The sequence below is a fragment of the Thioclava pacifica DSM 10166 genome (assembly GCF_000714535.1).
GTDB classification, from domain to species: Bacteria; Pseudomonadota; Alphaproteobacteria; order Rhodobacterales; family Rhodobacteraceae; genus Thioclava; species Thioclava pacifica.
The window spans coordinates 409,964-427,432 of the sequence record NZ_AUND01000001.1 but is presented as its reverse complement, the minus strand read 5'-3'; the positions used below and the strand labels follow the sequence as shown (position 1 = coordinate 427,432).

Sequence of the window (17,469 nt, the reverse complement as noted above, 5' to 3'; positions counted from 1 at the left end):
CCCCTTCCCCGCGCCCCGGAGCCGGTTAGAGCGCGATCCCGCGCCGCCCCGCCAGATCGGTGAAATACTGCCATGCGACACGGCCCGACCGCGCCCCGCGCGTGGCCTGCCATTCGATGGCCTCGGCGCGCAGTTCCTCGTCGGAAATCTCCACGCCGTAGCTGTCGCAATAGCCCCGGATCATCGCGAGATATTCGTCCTGCGAACAGGGGTGGAAGCCCAGCCACAGCCCGAAACGATCCGACAGCGAGACTTTCTCTTCCACCGCCTCGGAAGGGTTGATCGCGGTCGAGCGTTCGTTCTCGATCATGTCGCGCGGCATCAGGTGGCGGCGGTTCGAGGTCGCATAAAGGATCACGTTCGCGGGCCGGCCCTCGATCCCGCCATCGAGCACCGCCTTGAGCGATTTGTAATGCTGGTCGTCATGGCTGAACGAGAGGTCATCGCAGAACAGGATGAAGCGCATGTCCGGAGCCGCGCGCAGATGCGCGAGCAGACGCCCGACCGAGGGCAGATCCTCGCGCGCCAGTTCCACCAGCTTGATCGGCAACCCTTCGGTCACAGCGGCCGCATGGGCAGCCTTCACCAGCGAGGATTTCCCCATCCCGCGCGCGCCCCAGAGAAGCGCATTATTCGCAGCAGCCCCGCGCGCGAATTGCAGCGTGTTGGCCAGAAGCGTGTCGCGCGAGCGGTCGATGCCATGCAGCAGGCTCAGATCGACGCGGGCCACCTGCGCGACCGGCTCCAGCCGGTCGGGCGATGTATGCCAGATGAAGGCGTCGGCCGTGGCGAAATCGGGCGCGGGCTGCGGCGCGGGCGAGAGACGCTCGAGCGCATGGGCGATGCGGATCAGCGCCTCGTCACTCATGCCTTGTCGCCCTTCTCGTCCTCTTCCTCGTCCTCGTCCCACTCGTCGGGATCAATCCAGGTACCTTCAGCACGCATCCGGGCTTCGCGGGTCTTCTCGATCCGTTTCACGAGCTGGATCGAGACCTCGTACAGGCCATAGACCACGGTGAACAGGATCACCTGAGAGATCACGTCGGGAGGCGTGGCAATCGCGGCCACGATAAGGATCGCGACGACGGCATATTTGCGCATGCCCGCCAGACCACCCGAGGAGACCAGCCCCGCCTTGCCCATCAGCGACAGCAGAACGGGCAGCTGGAAGCAGATCCCGAAGGCCATGACGAACTTGATCGTCAGGTTGAGATATTCCTGCACCGAGCCCTGGAAACCGATCGCGGCCATCTCATTGGCGCCAGTCGTCGCCCCGATCTCGCCCTGCTGGAAGCCAAGGAAAAAATTGAAGGCGAGCGGCAGGATCACGTAATAGGCAAAGGCCGCGCCAAGGAAGAACATGATCGGCGAAGCGATCAGGAAGGGCAGGAACGCGTTCTTTTCGTTGCGATAAAGCCCCGGCGCCACGAAGCGCCACATCTGATAGGCGATGATCGGGAAGGCCAGAGCAAAACCGCCCAGGAAAGAGATGTTGACCGCGACGAAGAAGCCTTCCTGCAATTTGATCAGGTAAAGACCGCATTGCTCGCCGCGCGAGGCCAGCGCGTGACAGACCGGGCGGGTCAGGAAATTGAAGATCGGGTTCCAGACCGTGTAGCAGACCACCATCGCCGCGACGAAGGCCCCGAGCGAATAGAGGATGCGTGTGCGAAGCTCCGCCAGGTGCTCGATCAGCGGGGCGGCACTGTCGTCGATCTCTTCATGATCGCTCATGCGTCATCCTTCTTGGCCGCGGGTTTCTTCGCCGCCACCTTCTTCGCAGCCGGTTTCGCCGCCGCTTTCGTGGCGGGTTTGGCGGCTGTCTTGCTGCTCGATTTCGCTGCCGGTTTGGCCGCCGCCTTGGGCGCGGCCTTCTTGGCTGCCGGTTTCTTGGCCGCAGGCTTGGCCGCGCTGGCCTCGGATGTGGGCGGCGCGGCCTCAGGATCGGGCTTGAGAGCGTTGGCCTTCGAGGTATCGGGCAGCTTCGGCTCCCATTTCTCGAAACTGTCGGCGGCCTTTTCCAGCGCGTCGAGGCCCAGCGATTTCTTGGACGCCAGCGATTTCAGATCGCGCACGGAACCTGCGGCCTCGTCGAGACCGGTATCCTTCGCCGCATCCTCCATCGCCCGCGAGAACTCGCGCGCCATCGACTTGGCCTTCGCGGTGAAGCGGCCAAGCTGATGGAACATCTTGGGCAGATCCTTCGGACCCACCACGATCAGCGCCACGACGCCGATCACCAGAAGTTCGCTCCAACCGATGTCAAACATGGGTGCTCAGGCCTCCAGCCAGATCTCAGGCGCGCTCAGGGCGCGATACCGCCCGCCTGCACGCGCTCCGGCTCAGGCCTTGTCTTTTTCTTTCTCGGCCTCGGTCTCGGGGGTCACGTCGCGCGCATCCTCGGCGCTTGCGTCCTCGATCTCTTTCGTGCCGTCATTGACGCCCTTCTTGAAGGCGGTGATCCCTTTGCCGACTTCGCCCATCAGCGACGAAATCTTGCCGCGGCCGAACAGCACCAGCACCACGACCGCAATCAGAAGAAGGCCGGGAAGGCCGATATTGTTGAGCATTGTCTTTCCCCCTCTGGGCGCGGGCCCGCCGCCCGCCTCTCATGTCAGCGCCATGTTTTAGGTCCATGCGCGGACCAATCCTAGACCGATTCCGCCGCTCTGCGGCGCTCGGGCGCAGATTACTGACAGTTCATTGTCAGTTGCCCCCGGCGGCGCTATGGTCGCCCCCATTCCAGCGAGAGGCGCTCCGATGACCCGCGACGAGCGGTTACAACAGATCATCGCCATCCTGCGCGACGGCAAGATGCACCGCGCGCGCGACCTTGCCGCGCGGCTGGATGTGTCCGAGCGCACGATCTGGCGCGACATGGCCGAGATCTCCGCCTACGGCGTCCCCGTCGAGGGCGAGCGGGGCGTGGGCTACATCCTGCGCCGCGCGATGGGGCTGCCGCCGCTGGTGCTGACCAAGGAAGAGCTCTCCGCGCTCGAGCATTTGCTGACCCTGGCCGAGGCGGTCGAAGATCCGCGCCTTGCTGCGGGCGCCGCGAGCCTCGCCGCGAAGATCCGCGCCGCCCTGCCCTCGCCCCCTGCCGAAGACGCCCCCAAAGACGCGGGGGAAGGGCTGGCGGGCGCCGAGGGTTCCCGCTAGGGTCGCCGGACCACTCTGCCAACGCTCCGGAGATCCGATGATCGGCGCCGAATACATCACCGCTTTCGTGACGCTCTTCGTCATCATCGACCCGATCGGGCTCGCGCCGGTTTTCATCGCGCTCACCCTGGGGGAAAGCCCCCGCGCGCGACTGCGCATCGCCTTGCGTTCGCTCATGATCGCGGCCGCACTTCTGACGCTGTTCGGGATCTTCGGTGACAAGATCCTTGCCGGGATCGGGATCTCAATGCCCGCCTTCCGGATCGCGGGCGGGGTACTGCTGTTCCTGACCGCACTCGACATGCTGTTCGAACGCCGCACAAAACGGCGCGAGAAACAGGGCGAGGAGCACGAGGTCGAGCCCGAACATGACCCGTCCGTCTTCCCGCTGGCCACGCCGCTTCTGGCGGGCCCCGGCGCGATGGCGACGATGATCCTGCTCGCGGGGCGCGCCGATGCCGACTGGCTGCATGTGATGATCATCATCGGCGTGATGCTGTGTGTCCTGGCCTGCGTCTTCGTGATGTTCCTGCTCGCCACCCCGATCGAGCGCGCTCTGGGACGTACCGGCACGATGGTCGTCACACGGCTTCTGGGCATGCTGCTGGCCGCCCTTGCGATCCAGTTCATCCTCGACGGGCTGCGCGGCGCGGGGCTGATGGGGCTCGCCTGAGGCAAACCGCCCTCTGGGAAAGCGCACACACACGCCCTACATCCTTGCAAAGAGACCCTGCGTAACGAGAGCAAATGGTGGAACAGGTCATCAGCGAGAATTGGGGGCGGCTGGTCTATCTCGGCCTGCTGCTGGTCGCGGTGGGCGGCTATTTCGTGCTCGAGATCCGGCGCCGTCCTGGGCGCACACTGCAACAGGCCGCAATCTGGGGGCTGATCTTTCTGGGCACGCTCGCCGCGGTCGGGCTCTGGTCCGACATCCAAAAACAGGTGACGATCCCCGAACAGGCGGTGATGAGCGATGGCCGCATCGAGGTTCCGCAGGCGCAGGACGGGCATTACTACCTGACGGCCGAGGTGAACGGCAAACCGATCCGTTTCGTCGTCGACACCGGCGCCAGCCAGATCGTGATGACCCAGCGCGACGCAGAACGCGCCGGGATCGACACCGGCCAGCTCGCCTATATCGGGCAGGCGCGCACGGCTAACGGGCTCGTCGCGACCGCCCCGGTGCGGCTGCAAAGCTTCGATCTTGGCCCGATTCACGATTCCAACCTGCGCGCCGTGGTCAATCGCGGATCGATGGACACCTCGCTTCTGGGCATGACCTATCTGACCCGTTTCGCGAAGGTCGAGTTCGCCCGCGGCACGCTGATCCTCGAACGCTGATCGCGCGCTTCGGTGCAAGGTGACCCGCAATCGCCGCGATCGTGCCTTTTTTGTGCCGCATTGTGTTAGCAATTTGATGAGGTGCGGGGGGCTGCCTTCGCGAAACCGCCTCGACAGGCTTCGTCACAAGGATCGCAAAATGGTTTCCTTCGACACGCTCGCCCTCGCCGTCATTGCGATCGCCCTTATCCGCGAAGCCTATCTCCGCCTGCGTCCCGCGTCGAACGCTCCGGTCGCCGAGCGCGGCTGAACTCAGCCTTTCACCAACACGGCGAGATCGGCGACATTCGTCCCGGTCGCCCCGGTGACAAGCAAAGCCCCCGCCGCCTTCAAAGCGTGATAGCTGTCATTGCGCGACAGCGCCGCCTTCGGGTCGATGCCCGCATCCCGCGCCGCCTGACAGCTCCCCGGCCCCACCAGACCGCCCGCCGCATCCGTCGGCCCGTCGCGCCCATCCGTGCCACCGGACAGGAACCGCCAGTCGCCCGGCACGCTTGCAGCCTCGGCCTCGCAGGCCACGCGCAGCGCCAATTCCTGATTGCGCCCACCCAGACCATCCCCGCGCAAAGTCACCGTGGTCTCGCCACCGAAGACCAGCGCTTGGCCCGGGGCCATCGTGTCGAGAAGCGCCACGACACGCGGCGCGAGAGCTGCAACATCCCCTTCCAGTGCGAACGGCCCCTCCTGCGCGCCCTCAGCGACCATCGCCGCGACCGAGATCCCGTTCGCGCCGATCAGGCGGTTGCGCCCCTCTGGCAGCGCCGGGGCATCTCCCGATTGCTCCAGATGCGCCCGCACCGCCTCCGGCAACGCCTCCCAGATGCCCAGCTCACGGCAAAGCTCCGCCGCCTCAGCCCGCGTGCCGATCGGTGCCACGGTCGGCCCCGACGCGATAACCCGCAGATCGTCGCCCGGCACATCGGACAGGATCAACCCCGTCACCGGCGCAGCCGAGGCCGCAAGCCAGCCGCCACCCTTCAGCTCGGAAAGCTGCTGGCGGATCAGGTTCATCTGTGTGATATCAGCCCCGCACCCCAAAAGCAGCCGGCTGACCTCGGCTTTGTCGGAAAGGCTCAACCCTCCGGCGGGTGCAACCGCCAGCGCCGAGCCTCCCCCGGAAATCAACGCGAGAACCCGATCCTGCGGGGACAGCCCGCGCAAGGTCTCGAGGATCGCGCGCCCCGCCTCTGCGCTGCCCGCGCCCGGAACCGGATGATCGCCCGCGATCAGGCGCAGCCCCGCGCGCATCTTGGCTGCTTCGGCATTTTCGGGATTGGTCACCACCAGCGCCTGCGTGCCCTCTGGCAACGCATCGAGCGCGGCCGCACTCATCGCCAACGCCGCCTTGCCGAGCGCAATCACCTGCCAACGCCCGCCCCGTTTCGGCCCATCCGCCGCGGCCCAGCCCATCGCATCCGCGACACCCGCTGCGGGATCAGCCGCCGCGACCCCGGCATCGAAAATCTTTCGTGCGCGCTCGTCGATATCCATGATCCCTCCCCTTCCAATTGCTTCAAATATCCACGGGGGGAGCCGGGCTGCAAGCCCGGTGGGGGGCAGTCAGCCCCCAAGGCAGTCACCAAAAAGAGAGACGCCCGCGGGGAGCGCGGGCGTCGAAACACGAGCAGGCGGAAGGCCCCTGCCGGTTTTGAGGTGAGGGCCCTTGGGCCCTCACCGGGGAGCGTTTAGCCACCCTGGCTTTCGATATAGGCGAGCACCGCCTTCACGTCTTCCGGGTCTTTGAGGCCAGCGAAGGACATCTTGTTCTTCGGGATATAGCCCTTCGGATCGGCGAGATAGGCCTCGACGGTTTCCTCGGTCCAGACCAGACCATCTTCACCGTGCTGGATCATCGACTTCGAGTACTTGAAGCCATCGACGGTGCCAGCCTGACGCCCGATCAGCCCGTTGAGCACGGGACCGACGCGGTTCTTGGCGTCCTCGCCGACCTGGTGACAGGCCTTGCACTTCTTGAAGACCTTCTCACCGGCGGCAACCAGCGCGGGATCGGCGGAGAGCGTCTCCTCGGTGGCTGCCGGAGCCGCTTCGGCCGTGGCTTCAGCCGCGGCAGGCGCGTCCTGAGCCGCAGCTTCAGCTGCCGGGGTCTCGGTCTCGGCCGAAGCAACGACGGTGTCTGCGGGCGCATCGGCCGCAGCAGTGTCGTCCTCACCCGTGTCCGGGGTCACATCAAGCACGGTCGCTTTGCGCGTGATATGCACATCGGTCTTACAGTCCGACATACAGGCCGCCTTGGTGAATTCCGGCAGCTCGACCTCGTCGCGGTTGTCCACGATGAAGCCGTCGGCGTTCGGCATTTCCACGTCGAGGAAATTCTCTTTGGTCAGCACGAAATCGTCATCCACGATGTCGTTCGAGTAGAGAATATAGGCCACGATCGCGTAGGTCTCGTCGACGGTGAGCGTCTGCGCGTTGCCGAAGGGCATCGAGCGGTGAACATAGTCGAACACCGTCGAGAGATACGGCCAGTAGGACCCGACGGTCTTCAGCGGATCCTTGTCGGCCAGCGTGCCTTCGCCGCCTGCGAGTTTCGGCCAGTTGTCCACGCCTTCGGCGAAGTCACCATGACAGACCGCGCAGTTGTCGGCGAAGATGCCTTCGCCATCCTCGACGGAACCGGAGCCCTCGGGCAGGTTCTTGCCGTCGGGGAAGACCTCGAGGGTCCAGGCCTTCATTTCCTCGGGCAGAGCCTCGCGCCCCAGACCGAATTTCTCGGCCAGGGCAGGCGTCGCCACGAGCGGAGCGGCCAGAAGCGTGGCCAGCAGCAGATTACGACGACACTTCGACATTCTCGGACTCCCCGTTTTCCTTGACCCACCAGGTCTGGATACCGTTGTTGTGATAGACCGAATTCTCGCCACGGATCGCGCGCAGCGCATCCTTGGTCGGCTGGACATAGCCGGTCGAGTCGGTCGCGCGGGATTGCAGGAGCATCTCCTTACCATCCCAGTCGATTTCGAGGTAGAAGCGCGACAGCGCCTTGTCGACGCCCGGCTCTGCCAGACGCGCCTCTTGCCAGTTCGCGCCACCGTCGATCGACACGTCGACCTTGGTGATGTGGCCGCGGCCCGACCAGGCGATGCCGGTAATGACCAGCGGGCCCGGGCCGTGCTTGATCGGCATTTGCGGGCTGGGCGAGGTGACGACCGATTTGGCGTCCATGACCCAGGTCCACTTGCGCGAGATACCATTGGCGAGCGTGTCGGTATATTTCGACGTTTCTTCGCGCGACTGGACGGCCTCGTCGGTGACTTCGATGCGGCGTAGCCACTTCACCCACATGTTGCCTTCCCAGCCCGGAACCACGAGGCGCACCGGGTAGCCATGCTCTTTGCGCAGGGCTTCGCCGTTCGCCTTGATCGCCACGAGGCAGTCGTCGAGCGCTTTTTCCAGCGGGATCGAGCGGCCGTTCGAGGACGCGTCGGCGCCTTCGACATAGACCCACTTGTCCTTGATGTTGTCGCCGAGGTTGGTAATCCCTGCCTCTTCGAGCAGCACGCGCAGCGGGATGCCCGAATATTGCATGTTGTGGATCATGCCCTGGGTGAACTGAGCGCCGTTGAGCTGCGCACCGGCCCATTCCATGCCCGAGTTCGCGGCGCATTCCAGGAAGTAGGTCGCGTTCACACGCGGGAAACGCTCGAGATCCTCGTAGGTGAAGACCAGCGGCTTGTCGACAAGACCGTTGATCATCAGGCGGTAGTCTTCCTTCTTGAGCTCAATCGCGCCCGAGTGGTGACGCTCGAAGGCGCAGCCGGTCGGGGTGATCGTGCCGTCGAGGGCGTGGATCGGCGTGAAGTTGATCGAAGAGATCACGTCGGCGGTAAGCCAGCCCACGTTGCGACGGATCACGTCGTCTTCGAATTGAATCGGCAGACCGTAGGGGGTCGCATCGACCCCGTCGCCCCAGCCCGAAGCCCAAGGCTGAACCTCGGTGATCAGGGGATCGGGTTGCGTTTCTGCGCGCGCTGCACCGGCACCCGCGGCCATCGCACCGACCGCAGCCCCGGCGCGAAGAAATCCGCGGCGGCTGAGGGCGGCACTGGCGGCCGGGTTACCCTGGCGTTCCTTGTCGTCCATATCTACTCCTCCAGTCTCAAACCCCGGGAAAGGGGCAATCATCGCTGGGCGGGACCGGCTCAAGCGCCGGTCACGACCACCGAGTCATTCGGTTTCAGGTCAACGGTCTTGATCTTGCGAAGGTGGTCGGCGACCACGTCCCAGATCTGCGGCCCTTCGGTCCCTTCATTGACCGAAGCCCAACCCGTCACGACATAATTGCGGCCCATGTCGACGTCCGAGCCGTCCTTGAGGATCGTCATGTTCGAGATGCGCTGACCGATCGGCGCGTTCACGTCGATGTGGTAACCCATGCCGCCCACGCGAACCATGTCGCCGCCCTGCTGATAGTAGGGGTCGGTGTTGAAGATGTTGTCGGCGACATCCTCGAGGATGGTCTTGATCGTCTCGCCGGTCATCTCCATGCGATAGTTTTCGCCATAGGTCATCGAGGTGCAGGTCAGCAGGTCTTCCATGGTGATCTTGTCACCCGGAAGCAGCGTCGTGCCCCAGCGCACGCCCGGGCTCATCGCGATCTCGGCGTCGCGCTCTTCGAGCATCGCCTCGCAGATCAGGTCATCCCAGGTGCCGTTGAAGTTGCCGCGGCGGTAAAGCAGCGAGTTGGTCTCGGCCAGAACCTCTTCCAGCTCCGCCTTGTAGGGCTCGCGGGTCGACGCAACGAGATCGGCCATTTCCTTGTCGGGCTCGATCACGTCCGAGAAGACCGGGATCAGCTTGTGGCGGAAGCCCATCATCTTGCCGTCACGCACATCGAGGTCGACACGGGAGACGAATTTCCCGTTGGAGCCCGAGGCGATCATGATCGTCTCGCCCACCAGTACCGGCTCCGGCACGGCGTCATGGGTGTGACCGGTCAGGATGACGTCGATGCCCTTCACGCGGCTCGCCATCTTGTGGTCAACGTCGAAGCCATTGTGCGACAGGCAGACGACGAGATCGACGCCCTTGCCGCGCACTTCGTCCACGACTTCCTGCATGCGTTCCTCGCGGATGCCGAACGAGTAGTCCGGGAACATCCATTTCGGGTTCGCGATGGGCAGGTAGGGGAAGGCCTGACCGATGACGGCGATCTGCGTGCCGTTCTGCTCGAAAATCTTGTAGGGTTCGAAGGCCGGTTCGTCCCATTCGGCGTCGAAGATATTCGCACCGAGGAAGGGGAAGGGCAGCGTGTCCACGATCTCTTTCACGCGGTCTTCGCCATAGGTCCATTCCCAGTGCGAGGTCATCGCGTCGACACCGAGCTTGTTCATGATGTCGACCATGTCCTGACCGGCGGTCTTGAGCGCGGTCAGCGAGCCGTGCCAGGTGTCGCCACCGTCGAGAAGGATCGCGTTCGGACGCTCGGCGCGGATCGCTTTCACGATCGTCGCAACACGGTCCATACCGCCCATCTTGCCGTAGCTGCGGGCCAGATCGACATAGTTGTCATAGGTCAGCGCATAGGCTTCGGGCGTGTTCGGCTCGATTTTGAATTCTTCGAGGAACGCCTTGCCGGTCAGGTGCGGCGCGCGGCCCTTGGCATCGCCCACGCCGAGGTTGATCTCGGGTTCGCGGAAATAGATCGGCACGGCTTGCGCGTGGATGTCGGTGATGTGGATCAGCGTCACGTTGCCCAGCGGTTCGAACTCGAGGAGCTGATCCTGAGTGAGCGACTGCTGCGCCATCGCACGCGACCAGCGCGACAGGCCCGAAGCGCCGAGGATAGTCGAGGCGGCCAAGCTCGCCTGAAGAAATTCCCGCCGGGAAATCATGCCGTTTCTCTCCTTCTTTTCCCCGCCCGCACGACGGACAGAGCCGTTTTCAGTTCAAAAATTGACAAACGAAATCAAACAGATAGTGAATTTTGAATATGTTTGGATAAAAGAAGGCGGGACAGGGCAAACCCTGTCCCGCGCATCAAGATCAGGGACGGACGCCGCCGCCTTCGATGTCGAGGCCCATGCCGCGCGAGGCGACGTAGAGCTCGAGCGCGTGGAATTCCGGCGAACCGACACCGAAAGTTTCGGCGCGCGTGTCGCGGATACAGCCCTTGAAGCGGTTGTGGATCGAGACAACGCCGGCATTCTTCAGACGGTAGACCGGGAAGGCCTGGATCTGACCCTGGCTGAGGTGGTCAGCCCGGATAAAGTTGCCGTAGTTCTCTTCGTGGCAGGAGGCGCAGGACAGCTCGAGCTGGCCGTAGCGCGTGTAATACATCTCCTTGCCCTTCTCCCAGAACGGAGCGGCATCGCCGTCGATCGTGACATTGACCGGCATGCCACGCGACTGGACCGAGATGGCGACGGTCATGTTGTGCATCGGACCGCTATCCCAGCCCCAGGCTTCGGCGCCCATGCGGTTGGTACGGCAGTCGTTGATGTAGTCTTCCATCGACCACAGCTCGCCCTTAGCGTTGAGCTTCGGCATCGTGGCGCGCACGCCCTTCATGCCTTCGCTGATATCGCCATGGCAGTCTGCGCAGGACTTGCCCTCGGAGCCGTCGGCGACGCTCCAGTTGTCCATGCCCTTCTCGGCGAAGATCATGATCGGGTTGTCGAAATCGTCCTGTTCCATCGCACGGGTATCATCCGTACGGAACAGCCAGCCCGAATAGACCTCGTCGAGATGGCCTTCCAGGTGCGAGGCGGCAGGCGCCTTCACCGTGATCGGGGTGTCGCCGTTGATGTTAAGTTCGTCATCCGCCATTTCGGCGTGCAGCGCAGCGGAGCTGAGCGCGAAGGCTGCGGTGGCGGCAAGGATGGTGCGGCTGAAGCGCAACGTCATGTTCTGTGTCCTCCCTGGGTGTGCTCCCCGTGCCCGTCGATCTCCCCAAACGGGCACGGAGGTCTGTCCTTGGTCTGTCAGCACGCTCCCTCGCGTGCCTTGGCCCTCACGATCGCGAGGGCCGCAGCCCGATCAGCCGACTTCGATCGACTTCGTGTCTTCGTAGACCGACCCGTCATCGTCGTACCAGGTGAACTTGAATTCACCGGCCGCCGGGACTTTCGCATCGAATTCGATGTAGGGGTTGGTCGAGACCGCGGGCTCGAGCGTGACGTCGATCACGTTCTCGCCGTTGAAGTCGCAAGTGAAGCGATTGATGATCTGACGCGGGATGACCTTGCCATCCTTGTCCTTGCGCTGACCCGATTCCATCGGGTGCGAGATCAGGGTCTTGATGGTGATCGATTCACCAGCCGAAGCTTTCTTCGGCACTTTCACGCGGGGTTTAACGCCGTCCATGATGGTAACTCCTCAGATTCCGTTACTCAGCCGCCGCAGCCGCCGATGGTGACCTTCACGGTCGATTTCGCCTGGACGAAGCTGCCGTCAGCCATCTTGGCGATCGCGACCACGTCCTGCGTCTTCGACAGACGGATACGGATCGAGGCCATCTGCGAGCCGGCCAGCGGGCCGAACTTGAAGGTGGCGACTTCCGGGGTCGGGTTGCCGGTGGCGTAAACGGAGATCTCGGTGGCGCCGGGCGCGTCGACCGAAATCGGAACCGTGTTGCCGTTTTCGGCGATTTCCGGAGCGGTCAGGGTGAGGCCACCCTCGCCCACGGCCGCGCCGCCGGTGAATTTCGCGATCGCATCGGCCGAAGCGTCGGCCAGCGCGGGCAGCGGCAGCATGGTCGCGGCAACGCCGCCCATCGCCAGCGCCAGCGCATCACGTCTGGTCATGGTCATATCTAGTCTCTCCTCTCGGGTTTCTCGTACAGGGTCACTCTTCCTTGAGCGTCATCAAGAAAGCGACCACATCTTCTACTTGCTGCGCGTTCAGGATCGGCGGCAGATCGGCAGGCGCGGCCTTGCCGGTGTAGCCGTCGCCCGGACGGATGAACGGGCCGGTCTTGTACATACCCGGCATCACCGTGCCTTCGAACGTGTGCTTGGCATCAATGACGATGCCGCGCAGCTGTGCTTCGCTCCAGCGATCGCCCGCGCCGTTCAGCTCGGGGCCGATATTGCCCTGGAACGAAGCGTCGAGCGCGGACACGACGTGACAGGACACGCAGTTGCCCAGCGACTTCGTCGAGGCCACCTCGGCGCCCTTCGAAGGGTCACCCGGCTGGCCAGTCAGCGATGCCTCGACACCGCCGGCATCGTCGAACTTGACGTCCATCGGAGCAGTCTCGGCGGCGAATGCGGCGCTCGCGGTGAAGGTTGCGGCCAGTGCGGCCCACGCGACGTGGCGGTTCATTGAAGTCCTCCCAAATTCTCTCCCTGACTCACTTTTAAGCGAGTGCGTCACAGTGGCGCAATGCATAAATTCAAAAAACCGCATATTTTCCAATATGTTCGCCGGGAAATATCGACGCATACAAAAGTATACCCCCGATTTTCCACGGAAAATCAGGGGCATTCGCGCTCGCAGCACGATTTCTGCACTGGCAAGGAGCCGATCACAGTCACGTCATGACCGGCAAGTTGGCGTTCACTTCGCCATGACCTTCTCGGCCACATATTTCTGGAAGTTCTGCCCGCTCTCATAGCCGTGATTCTTAACCCACTCGAGAAGCGCCATCGTCGTGCCCTTCCCGAAGGCGCCCGGCATCTGCGCGACCGCCTGCTTGTTGGCGGGCTCGTCGCCAGCCTCCTCGGGGAAGAACATCATGGTGGGCGTGAACATCACCCCCCATTTCATCGCCATGTCCTTTTCGGGCATCGACTCGCCGTCGAAATCGGTGACCTCGACATCGCCGAAGAGGTTCATCTGCACGACATAGTAGTTGTCGGTGATGTATTTCGCGATTTCAGGATCGGAGAAGACTTCCTCATGCATCTTCTTGCAGTAGATGCAGCCGCGCTGCTCCCAGATCACGAGAAACCGCTTGCCCGCATCATTGGCACTGGCGAGGTCGTCGGACATGTCCTTGAAGGTTTCCTGGAACCAGGGCTCCTTGTGCAGCCCGTCATCGCCGATCTCGGCGGCATGGACTGGAAGGGCCAGCATCGCAGCGGTGAAAGCCGCGGTCAGAAAATGACGCATGATCTTACTCCCTTGCTTCAGCCCAGGCTCCCGCTGGGCATCACATTGATCAGAAACTCGCCGATATAGCGCAGCCCACCGGTCACGATGAGCACCGCGAAGAGGATCAGCATAACCCCCATCGCCTTTTCGACATAGCCGAGCTTTGCGCGATGCTTGGCCATGAAGGCGAGGAAGGGGCGAGTGAAGAAGGCCGCGATGATGAAAGGCAGCGTCATCCCGATCCCGTAAGCAAAGAGCAACAAGCCCCCTTTCGAGATCTCGCCCATGCCCGAGGCGACCATCAGGATCGCAGCAAGCGCCGGGCCCACGCAGGGCGTCCAGCCGAAGCCGAAAGCCAGGCCCATCACATAGGCGCCGAGGAAGGTCGTCGGGTCCGCCTTCGATTCCATGCGGGCTTCGCGATAGAGGAACGGAATGCGGATGATGCCGAGGAAATGCAGACCAAACACCAGCAGGATCACCGCCGCGACCCAGCTCAGCGGCCCCATCCATTCACGGAAAGCCGCCCCGAGCGCTGTCGCCCCCATGCCCATCAGCACGAAAATCGTCGTCACGCCAAGCGCGAAGGCGACCGAGGATGCCACCATCCGAGCCTGTGCACCCGGAGCGATCTTGCCATCACCGCGCAGTTCGGACATTGACAGCCCCGCCATATACGACAGGTAGAAGGGCACCATCGGAAGGATACAGGGCGTCAGAAAGGACAAAAGGCCGGCGAAAAATGCACCGCCATAGGTAATATCGATCGGCATGGAACCTCCCAAAGCGACGAAGCCCGGCCTCCCAACCGAATTCTTGAACGGCCCCGTCAAACACATTACGATCTTTATATGTAAAGGGAGGTGCGTCAATGTCTCGCATTGTATCGCATACGATTTTCGCCGCCGCGGCGGTGATTGTCGGGCTGAGCGGGATGCCCCGCGACGCACGGGCTGACGGGGAGACGGCACAGCCGGTCACCGCGACAGGCACCGAGGCCGCCGCAACCGCCCCGGCCGAAAGCGAATTCAAGCTTCTGATGGTCGAACAGGTCGGCTGCGTCTATTGCCGCATGTGGGAGCACGATCTGGGCCCGATCTACCCCAAAACGCCCGAGGGTCAGGTTGCGCCACTTGAGCGGGTCGACCTGCACAAGCCTTTCCCTGAAGGCATTACGATCACAAAGGGCAAACCGCTCTTCACGCCCACCTTCATCCTGTTGCGCGACGGGGTCGAGATCGACCGGATCGAAGGTTATGCGAGCGAGGACTTCTTCTGGGGGCTTCTGGGTCAGGCGCTGCAGGACGCGGGCGCGGACCTGCCCGACCCGAATGGCTAGACAAAGGTCGCATGACGTTTTTTTAGGCTCGAGACTATGTTCCGCCGAATCGCCATGCTAAAGCCTGAGTCATTCGATCAATTCGGCGGCGGCATGGATCGCGGCAAAAGGGAAGGATGAAGAGGTGCGGCATATGGCACCAGATGGGCAAGCAGATACTCCCTCCGCCTCGGCGGCCAATGGGAAATGCGCCCGCATGGATGCCGAAGAATTGCTGGGCCGCGCACAGGATGCCTCCAATCTGATGAAGGCACTCGCCCATGAAGGGCGCCTGATGATCCTGTGTCATCTCAGCTCGGGCGAGAAATCGGTGACCGAGCTAGAAAATCTCCTCGAATCGCGTCAGGCGGCGGTGAGCCAACAGCTCGCCCGACTCCGTCTCGAAGGGCTCGTGAGCGCCCGTCGCGATGGCAAGGCGATCTATTACACCCTCTCGGACCCGCGCGCGCGTCGCCTCGTCGAAGTGATCTATGACATGTTCTGCAACAGCGAGCGACGCTGAGGCAAGACGACCGGGCGGCTGCGCCGCCTGGAATGGAGGTCGGCGATGGAACAAATTCCGATGGGTGCCTGGGCGGCGATGGTCGGACTGATCGGCGGGGGCATTCTGGGCCTCGCAGCGCGATTGGGCGATTTCTGCACGCTTGGGGCGCTGGAAAGCGCGGCCTATGGCCAGGACCAACGCCGCCTGCGCCTCTGGGGCGTCGTGCTGGCCGTGTCGATCACCGGTTCCTTCGTCGCCGAGGCTCTGGGCTATGCCGAGATCACGCGCAGCTTCTATCACACGGTTAAATGGTCTCCGCTCGCCTCGATCGTGGGCGGTCTGATCTTCGGCTATGGCATGGCGCTGGCGGGCAATTGCGGCTTCGGGGCGCTGGTGCGTTTCGGCGGCGGCGATCTGCGCGCGCTCGTCGTGGTCGTGGTGATGGGGATCTTCGCCTTCGTCACCCTCTCGGGTCCGCTCGCCCATCTGCGCACGCTGATCTTCGACCAGCAACCAGCCGAGACACCGCAAGGCATCGCGCATTGGCTTTCGGCGCGCACCGGTCTGCCACCGTTGGTCTTTGCCCTGCCCGTCGCCGCCGGTTTCCTTGCCTGGGGCCTGAGCTACAAACCCCTGCGCGCCGACAAGCGCCGCGTGGCTTGGGGCATCGCCGCGGGTCTCGCGATTGTCTGGAGCTTCGTCGGCACCTCACTGATCTACGCCGAGAGCATGGGCGAGGTCGGGGTCGAAGCCCCTTCCTTCACCGCGCCGCTGGGCCGCACGATCCTCTATTTCATGACCTCGACCGCGGGTGGCATCACCTTCTCGGTCGGGCTCGTCGCGGGCGTGCTGGGCGGAGCTTTCCTCGGCTCGCTCATTCGTGGCCTGTTCAAATGGGAAGCCTGCGAAGACCCGCGCGAGCTTGGCCGTCAGGTGGGTGGCGCGGCTCTGATGGGCATTGGCGGCACGATCGCGCTCGGCTGCTCGATCGGTCAGGGCGTCAGCGCGATGTCGGTGCTCGCCTTCTCCGCCCCCGTCACCCTCGCCTCGATCGTGATCGGTGGGCTGATCGGGCTGCGCCAGCTGATCCACGGCTTCCAGCCGGAATAAGTCCACCTCAGAGCCGATCCCATGGGTTCGGCTCATCCCCCATCACCTGCCCAAATCGGTTCTCCCGATGCCAGCGCAGGTTCTCGGGATGTGGGCGATCACGAGGGTCTGTCGGCTTCAGGAGTTTTCCATCAGGACGGATAAGCCTGTCGACGACATCGGCAGGCACCTTGTTGCGCGACACGAGGATGGTCTCGCAGTCTTCCGCGATGGAAATCAGGCCGCGGTCGAACATCCAGTGGAGCGTACCCGACAATGCGAGCCCGTTTCGAACCGAGTCGCTCCCCTTCTGATCCACCGGCCTGATATGGGCCGCCTGCACTTCCGGGCGCCCGCCTCCGTTGCGCAAGCGCAAACCCGAAATGGCACAGCGGTAGTCATAGGCATCCCGAACTTTCCGTCGGAAAGCAACGTCCCGATACGCTCTGCGTGTGAGCCTTTCCAACACCGGACGCTCAAAGATCAAAGGCTCTTCCGCCATGCCGGGATTTGCCGCCTCATAACGCATCGCCTCCTGCCGTTCGAGATCCTGCGGCAGACCGAGATTGACGATCCGCGCGAACTCATCCTCCGGGAGACGCCGAACAGCCCGCTGCACGGCACCACCCTTCTTCGGGCTGCCATCGAGTTCGCATAGTGCCTGTTCGAGCGGGCGTCCGCCTTGCAGTCGCGGAACCTCATAGTCGAAGGGAAGGTAGGTTCCAGGCGTAATGAAGGCGAGGAATCTCCCCTCAGCCCCCGGTTTGGGCCCCGGTTTGGGAATGACGCTGTCAATCTTTGCGACGGCGAAATATCCCCGCGGCCCGGCTTTGACAGGCTCGTAATAGACGACCCAGTCTCCGACAGCCTCCTGCATCGCACGCAGATAGGGTCTCGGAAAGTCATAGACCACGTCCGGCTCGTCCTCGTAGATCGAGTCCGCCTTGTGCAAGAGAACGAGTTTCACCATGACGCCAGGAAATCCCGTCTCAGAACAAATGCAATG

General features: G+C 63.3%; 21 protein-coding genes. 6 read left to right on the top strand and 15 right to left on the bottom strand.

Features of this window, described 5'->3' with window-relative positions; translation table 11 throughout:
* Nucleotides 1-25 precede the first annotated feature (25 nt).
* From TP2_RS01905 to TP2_RS01890, 4 genes are all read right to left on the bottom strand, one after another.
* On the bottom strand, nucleotides 26-868 hold the full coding sequence (locus TP2_RS01905) for an ATP-binding protein (RefSeq protein WP_038072727.1): 843 nt from the start codon (nucleotides 866-868) through the stop codon (nucleotides 26-28).
* Nucleotides 865-1,734 carry a twin-arginine translocase subunit TatC gene (gene tatC / locus TP2_RS01900; protein ID WP_038072725.1) on the bottom strand — a complete coding sequence of 290 codons (870 nt, stop codon included), beginning with the start codon at nucleotides 1,732-1,734 and terminating at the stop codon, nucleotides 865-867. Before tatC ends, TP2_RS01905 begins: the two co-directional genes overlap by 4 nt.
* Nucleotides 1,731-2,270, bottom strand: a complete 540-nt coding sequence (gene tatB / locus TP2_RS01895) for a Sec-independent protein translocase protein TatB (protein ID WP_038072723.1) — start codon at nucleotides 2,268-2,270, stop codon at nucleotides 1,731-1,733. Before tatB ends, tatC begins: the two co-directional genes overlap by 4 nt.
* A 72-nt stretch (nucleotides 2,271-2,342) precedes the next feature.
* The gene (locus TP2_RS01890) at nucleotides 2,343-2,570 is read right to left on the bottom strand and encodes a twin-arginine translocase TatA/TatE family subunit (protein ID WP_038072716.1); all 228 of its coding nucleotides are present in this window, start codon (nucleotides 2,568-2,570) and stop codon (nucleotides 2,343-2,345) included.
* Nucleotides 2,571-2,760: 190 nt separating this feature from the next.
* On the opposite strand from TP2_RS01890, the gene TP2_RS01885 reads away from it, so the two are divergent.
* The 3 genes from TP2_RS01885 (at nucleotide 2,761) to TP2_RS01875 (ending at nucleotide 4,500) form a co-directional block, all read left to right on the top strand.
* Nucleotides 2,761-3,159 (top strand): helix-turn-helix transcriptional regulator, encoded by a 399-nt coding sequence (locus tag TP2_RS01885; RefSeq protein ID WP_051692112.1) that lies wholly within the window; start codon nucleotides 2,761-2,763, stop codon nucleotides 3,157-3,159.
* Between the two features lie 37 nt (nucleotides 3,160-3,196).
* Nucleotides 3,197-3,832, top strand: coding sequence for a MarC family protein (locus tag TP2_RS01880; protein ID WP_038072713.1), 636 nt, complete (start codon nucleotides 3,197-3,199; stop codon nucleotides 3,830-3,832).
* Nucleotides 3,833-3,906: 74 nt separating this feature from the next.
* Nucleotides 3,907-4,500, top strand: a complete 594-nt coding sequence (locus tag TP2_RS01875; RefSeq protein WP_051692111.1) for a retropepsin-like aspartic protease family protein — start codon at nucleotides 3,907-3,909, stop codon at nucleotides 4,498-4,500.
* 252 nt (nucleotides 4,501-4,752) lie between these two features.
* Here the strand turns inward: TP2_RS01875 and TP2_RS01870 are convergent, their stop codons facing one another.
* The 10 genes from TP2_RS01870 to TP2_RS01825 all read right to left on the bottom strand — a co-directional run bounded on the left by TP2_RS01870 (nucleotide 4,753) and on the right by TP2_RS01825 (nucleotide 14,324).
* Nucleotides 4,753-5,991 (bottom strand): glycerate kinase type-2 family protein, encoded by a 1,239-nt coding sequence (locus TP2_RS01870; protein WP_038072708.1) that lies wholly within the window; start codon nucleotides 5,989-5,991, stop codon nucleotides 4,753-4,755.
* A gap of 194 nt (nucleotides 5,992-6,185) precedes the next feature.
* Nucleotides 6,186-7,307, bottom strand: coding sequence for a c-type cytochrome (locus TP2_RS01865; RefSeq protein WP_038072707.1), 1,122 nt, complete (start codon nucleotides 7,305-7,307; stop codon nucleotides 6,186-6,188).
* Complete coding sequence (soxC, locus tag TP2_RS01860; RefSeq protein WP_038072706.1) at nucleotides 7,288-8,598, bottom strand: sulfite dehydrogenase; 1,311 nt, start codon at nucleotides 8,596-8,598, stop codon at nucleotides 7,288-7,290. Before soxC ends, TP2_RS01865 begins: the two co-directional genes overlap by 20 nt.
* Before the next feature lie 59 nt (nucleotides 8,599-8,657).
* Nucleotides 8,658-10,349: a thiosulfohydrolase SoxB gene (gene soxB / locus TP2_RS01855; RefSeq protein ID WP_038072705.1), complete on the bottom strand. Its 1,692-nt coding sequence runs from the start codon at nucleotides 10,347-10,349 to the stop codon at nucleotides 8,658-8,660.
* 151 nt (nucleotides 10,350-10,500) lie between these two features.
* The gene (gene soxA, locus TP2_RS01850) at nucleotides 10,501-11,361 is read right to left on the bottom strand and encodes a sulfur oxidation c-type cytochrome SoxA (RefSeq protein ID WP_051692110.1); all 861 of its coding nucleotides are present in this window, start codon (nucleotides 11,359-11,361) and stop codon (nucleotides 10,501-10,503) included.
* 132 nt (nucleotides 11,362-11,493) lie between these two features.
* Nucleotides 11,494-11,823 carry a thiosulfate oxidation carrier complex protein SoxZ gene (gene soxZ / locus TP2_RS01845; protein WP_093469887.1) on the bottom strand — a complete coding sequence of 110 codons (330 nt, stop codon included), beginning with the start codon at nucleotides 11,821-11,823 and terminating at the stop codon, nucleotides 11,494-11,496.
* Between the two features lie 23 nt (nucleotides 11,824-11,846).
* Nucleotides 11,847-12,266, bottom strand: a complete 420-nt coding sequence (soxY, locus tag TP2_RS01840) for a thiosulfate oxidation carrier protein SoxY (RefSeq protein ID WP_038072699.1) — start codon at nucleotides 12,264-12,266, stop codon at nucleotides 11,847-11,849.
* Nucleotides 12,267-12,300: 34 nt separating this feature from the next.
* Nucleotides 12,301-12,780, bottom strand: a complete 480-nt coding sequence (soxX, locus tag TP2_RS01835; protein WP_038072697.1) for a sulfur oxidation c-type cytochrome SoxX — start codon at nucleotides 12,778-12,780, stop codon at nucleotides 12,301-12,303.
* Between the two features lie 234 nt (nucleotides 12,781-13,014).
* A complete protein-coding gene (locus TP2_RS01830; RefSeq protein ID WP_038072696.1) occupies nucleotides 13,015-13,569 on the bottom strand; it encodes a thioredoxin family protein in 555 nt (184 codons plus the stop codon).
* Between the two features lie 17 nt (nucleotides 13,570-13,586).
* Nucleotides 13,587-14,324, bottom strand: a complete 738-nt coding sequence (locus TP2_RS01825; protein WP_038072693.1) for a cytochrome c biogenesis CcdA family protein — start codon at nucleotides 14,322-14,324, stop codon at nucleotides 13,587-13,589.
* Nucleotides 14,325-14,422: 98 nt separating this feature from the next.
* Between TP2_RS01825 and TP2_RS18820 the strand changes: the two genes are divergently transcribed.
* From TP2_RS18820 to TP2_RS01810, 3 genes are all read left to right on the top strand, one after another.
* On the top strand, nucleotides 14,423-14,890 hold the full coding sequence (locus TP2_RS18820; RefSeq protein WP_240473683.1) for a YbbN family protein: 468 nt from the start codon (nucleotides 14,423-14,425) through the stop codon (nucleotides 14,888-14,890).
* Nucleotides 14,891-15,086: 196 nt separating this feature from the next.
* Nucleotides 15,087-15,392, top strand: coding sequence for an ArsR/SmtB family transcription factor (locus tag TP2_RS01815; RefSeq protein ID WP_038072691.1), 306 nt, complete (start codon nucleotides 15,087-15,089; stop codon nucleotides 15,390-15,392).
* Nucleotides 15,393-15,437: 45 nt separating this feature from the next.
* Nucleotides 15,438-16,484: a YeeE/YedE family protein gene (locus TP2_RS01810; RefSeq protein WP_038072688.1), complete on the top strand. Its 1,047-nt coding sequence runs from the start codon at nucleotides 15,438-15,440 to the stop codon at nucleotides 16,482-16,484.
* Between the two features lie 7 nt (nucleotides 16,485-16,491).
* Here the strand turns inward: TP2_RS01810 and TP2_RS01805 are convergent, their stop codons facing one another.
* Nucleotides 16,492-17,376, bottom strand: a complete 885-nt coding sequence (locus TP2_RS01805; protein ID WP_240473682.1) for an HNH endonuclease — start codon at nucleotides 17,374-17,376, stop codon at nucleotides 16,492-16,494.
* Nucleotides 17,377-17,469: the final 93 nt, after the last annotated feature.

Coding starts and splice junctions, on each gene's coding strand:
- TP2_RS01870 (WP_038072708.1), bottom strand. CDS start 5,991: ATGGATATCGACGAGCGCGCACGAAAGATTTTCGATGCCGGGGTCGCG.
- soxY (WP_038072699.1), bottom strand. CDS start 12,266: ATGACCATGACCAGACGTGATGCGCTGGCGCTGGCGATGGGCGGCGTT.
- TP2_RS01865 (WP_038072707.1), bottom strand. CDS start 7,307: ATGTCGAAGTGTCGTCGTAATCTGCTGCTGGCCACGCTTCTGGCCGCT.
- soxX (WP_038072697.1), bottom strand. CDS start 12,780: ATGAACCGCCACGTCGCGTGGGCCGCACTGGCCGCAACCTTCACCGCG.
- TP2_RS01880 (WP_038072713.1), top strand. CDS start 3,197: ATGATCGGCGCCGAATACATCACCGCTTTCGTGACGCTCTTCGTCATC.
- soxC (WP_038072706.1), bottom strand. CDS start 8,598: ATGGACGACAAGGAACGCCAGGGTAACCCGGCCGCCAGTGCCGCCCTC.
- TP2_RS01885 (WP_051692112.1), top strand. CDS start 2,761: ATGACCCGCGACGAGCGGTTACAACAGATCATCGCCATCCTGCGCGAC.
- TP2_RS01905 (WP_038072727.1), bottom strand. CDS start 868: ATGAGTGACGAGGCGCTGATCCGCATCGCCCATGCGCTCGAGCGTCTC.
- tatC (WP_038072725.1), bottom strand. CDS start 1,734: ATGAGCGATCATGAAGAGATCGACGACAGTGCCGCCCCGCTGATCGAG.
- TP2_RS01830 (WP_038072696.1), bottom strand. CDS start 13,569: ATGCGTCATTTTCTGACCGCGGCTTTCACCGCTGCGATGCTGGCCCTT.
- TP2_RS01825 (WP_038072693.1), bottom strand. CDS start 14,324: ATGCCGATCGATATTACCTATGGCGGTGCATTTTTCGCCGGCCTTTTG.
- TP2_RS18820 (WP_240473683.1), top strand. CDS start 14,423: ATGTCTCGCATTGTATCGCATACGATTTTCGCCGCCGCGGCGGTGATT.
- TP2_RS01875 (WP_051692111.1), top strand. CDS start 3,907: ATGGTGGAACAGGTCATCAGCGAGAATTGGGGGCGGCTGGTCTATCTC.
- soxA (WP_051692110.1), bottom strand. CDS start 11,361: ATGACGTTGCGCTTCAGCCGCACCATCCTTGCCGCCACCGCAGCCTTC.
- TP2_RS01815 (WP_038072691.1), top strand. CDS start 15,087: ATGGATGCCGAAGAATTGCTGGGCCGCGCACAGGATGCCTCCAATCTG.
- tatB (WP_038072723.1), bottom strand. CDS start 2,270: ATGTTTGACATCGGTTGGAGCGAACTTCTGGTGATCGGCGTCGTGGCG.
- TP2_RS01810 (WP_038072688.1), top strand. CDS start 15,438: ATGGAACAAATTCCGATGGGTGCCTGGGCGGCGATGGTCGGACTGATC.
- TP2_RS01890 (WP_038072716.1), bottom strand. CDS start 2,570: ATGCTCAACAATATCGGCCTTCCCGGCCTTCTTCTGATTGCGGTCGTG.
- soxB (WP_038072705.1), bottom strand. CDS start 10,349: ATGATTTCCCGGCGGGAATTTCTTCAGGCGAGCTTGGCCGCCTCGACT.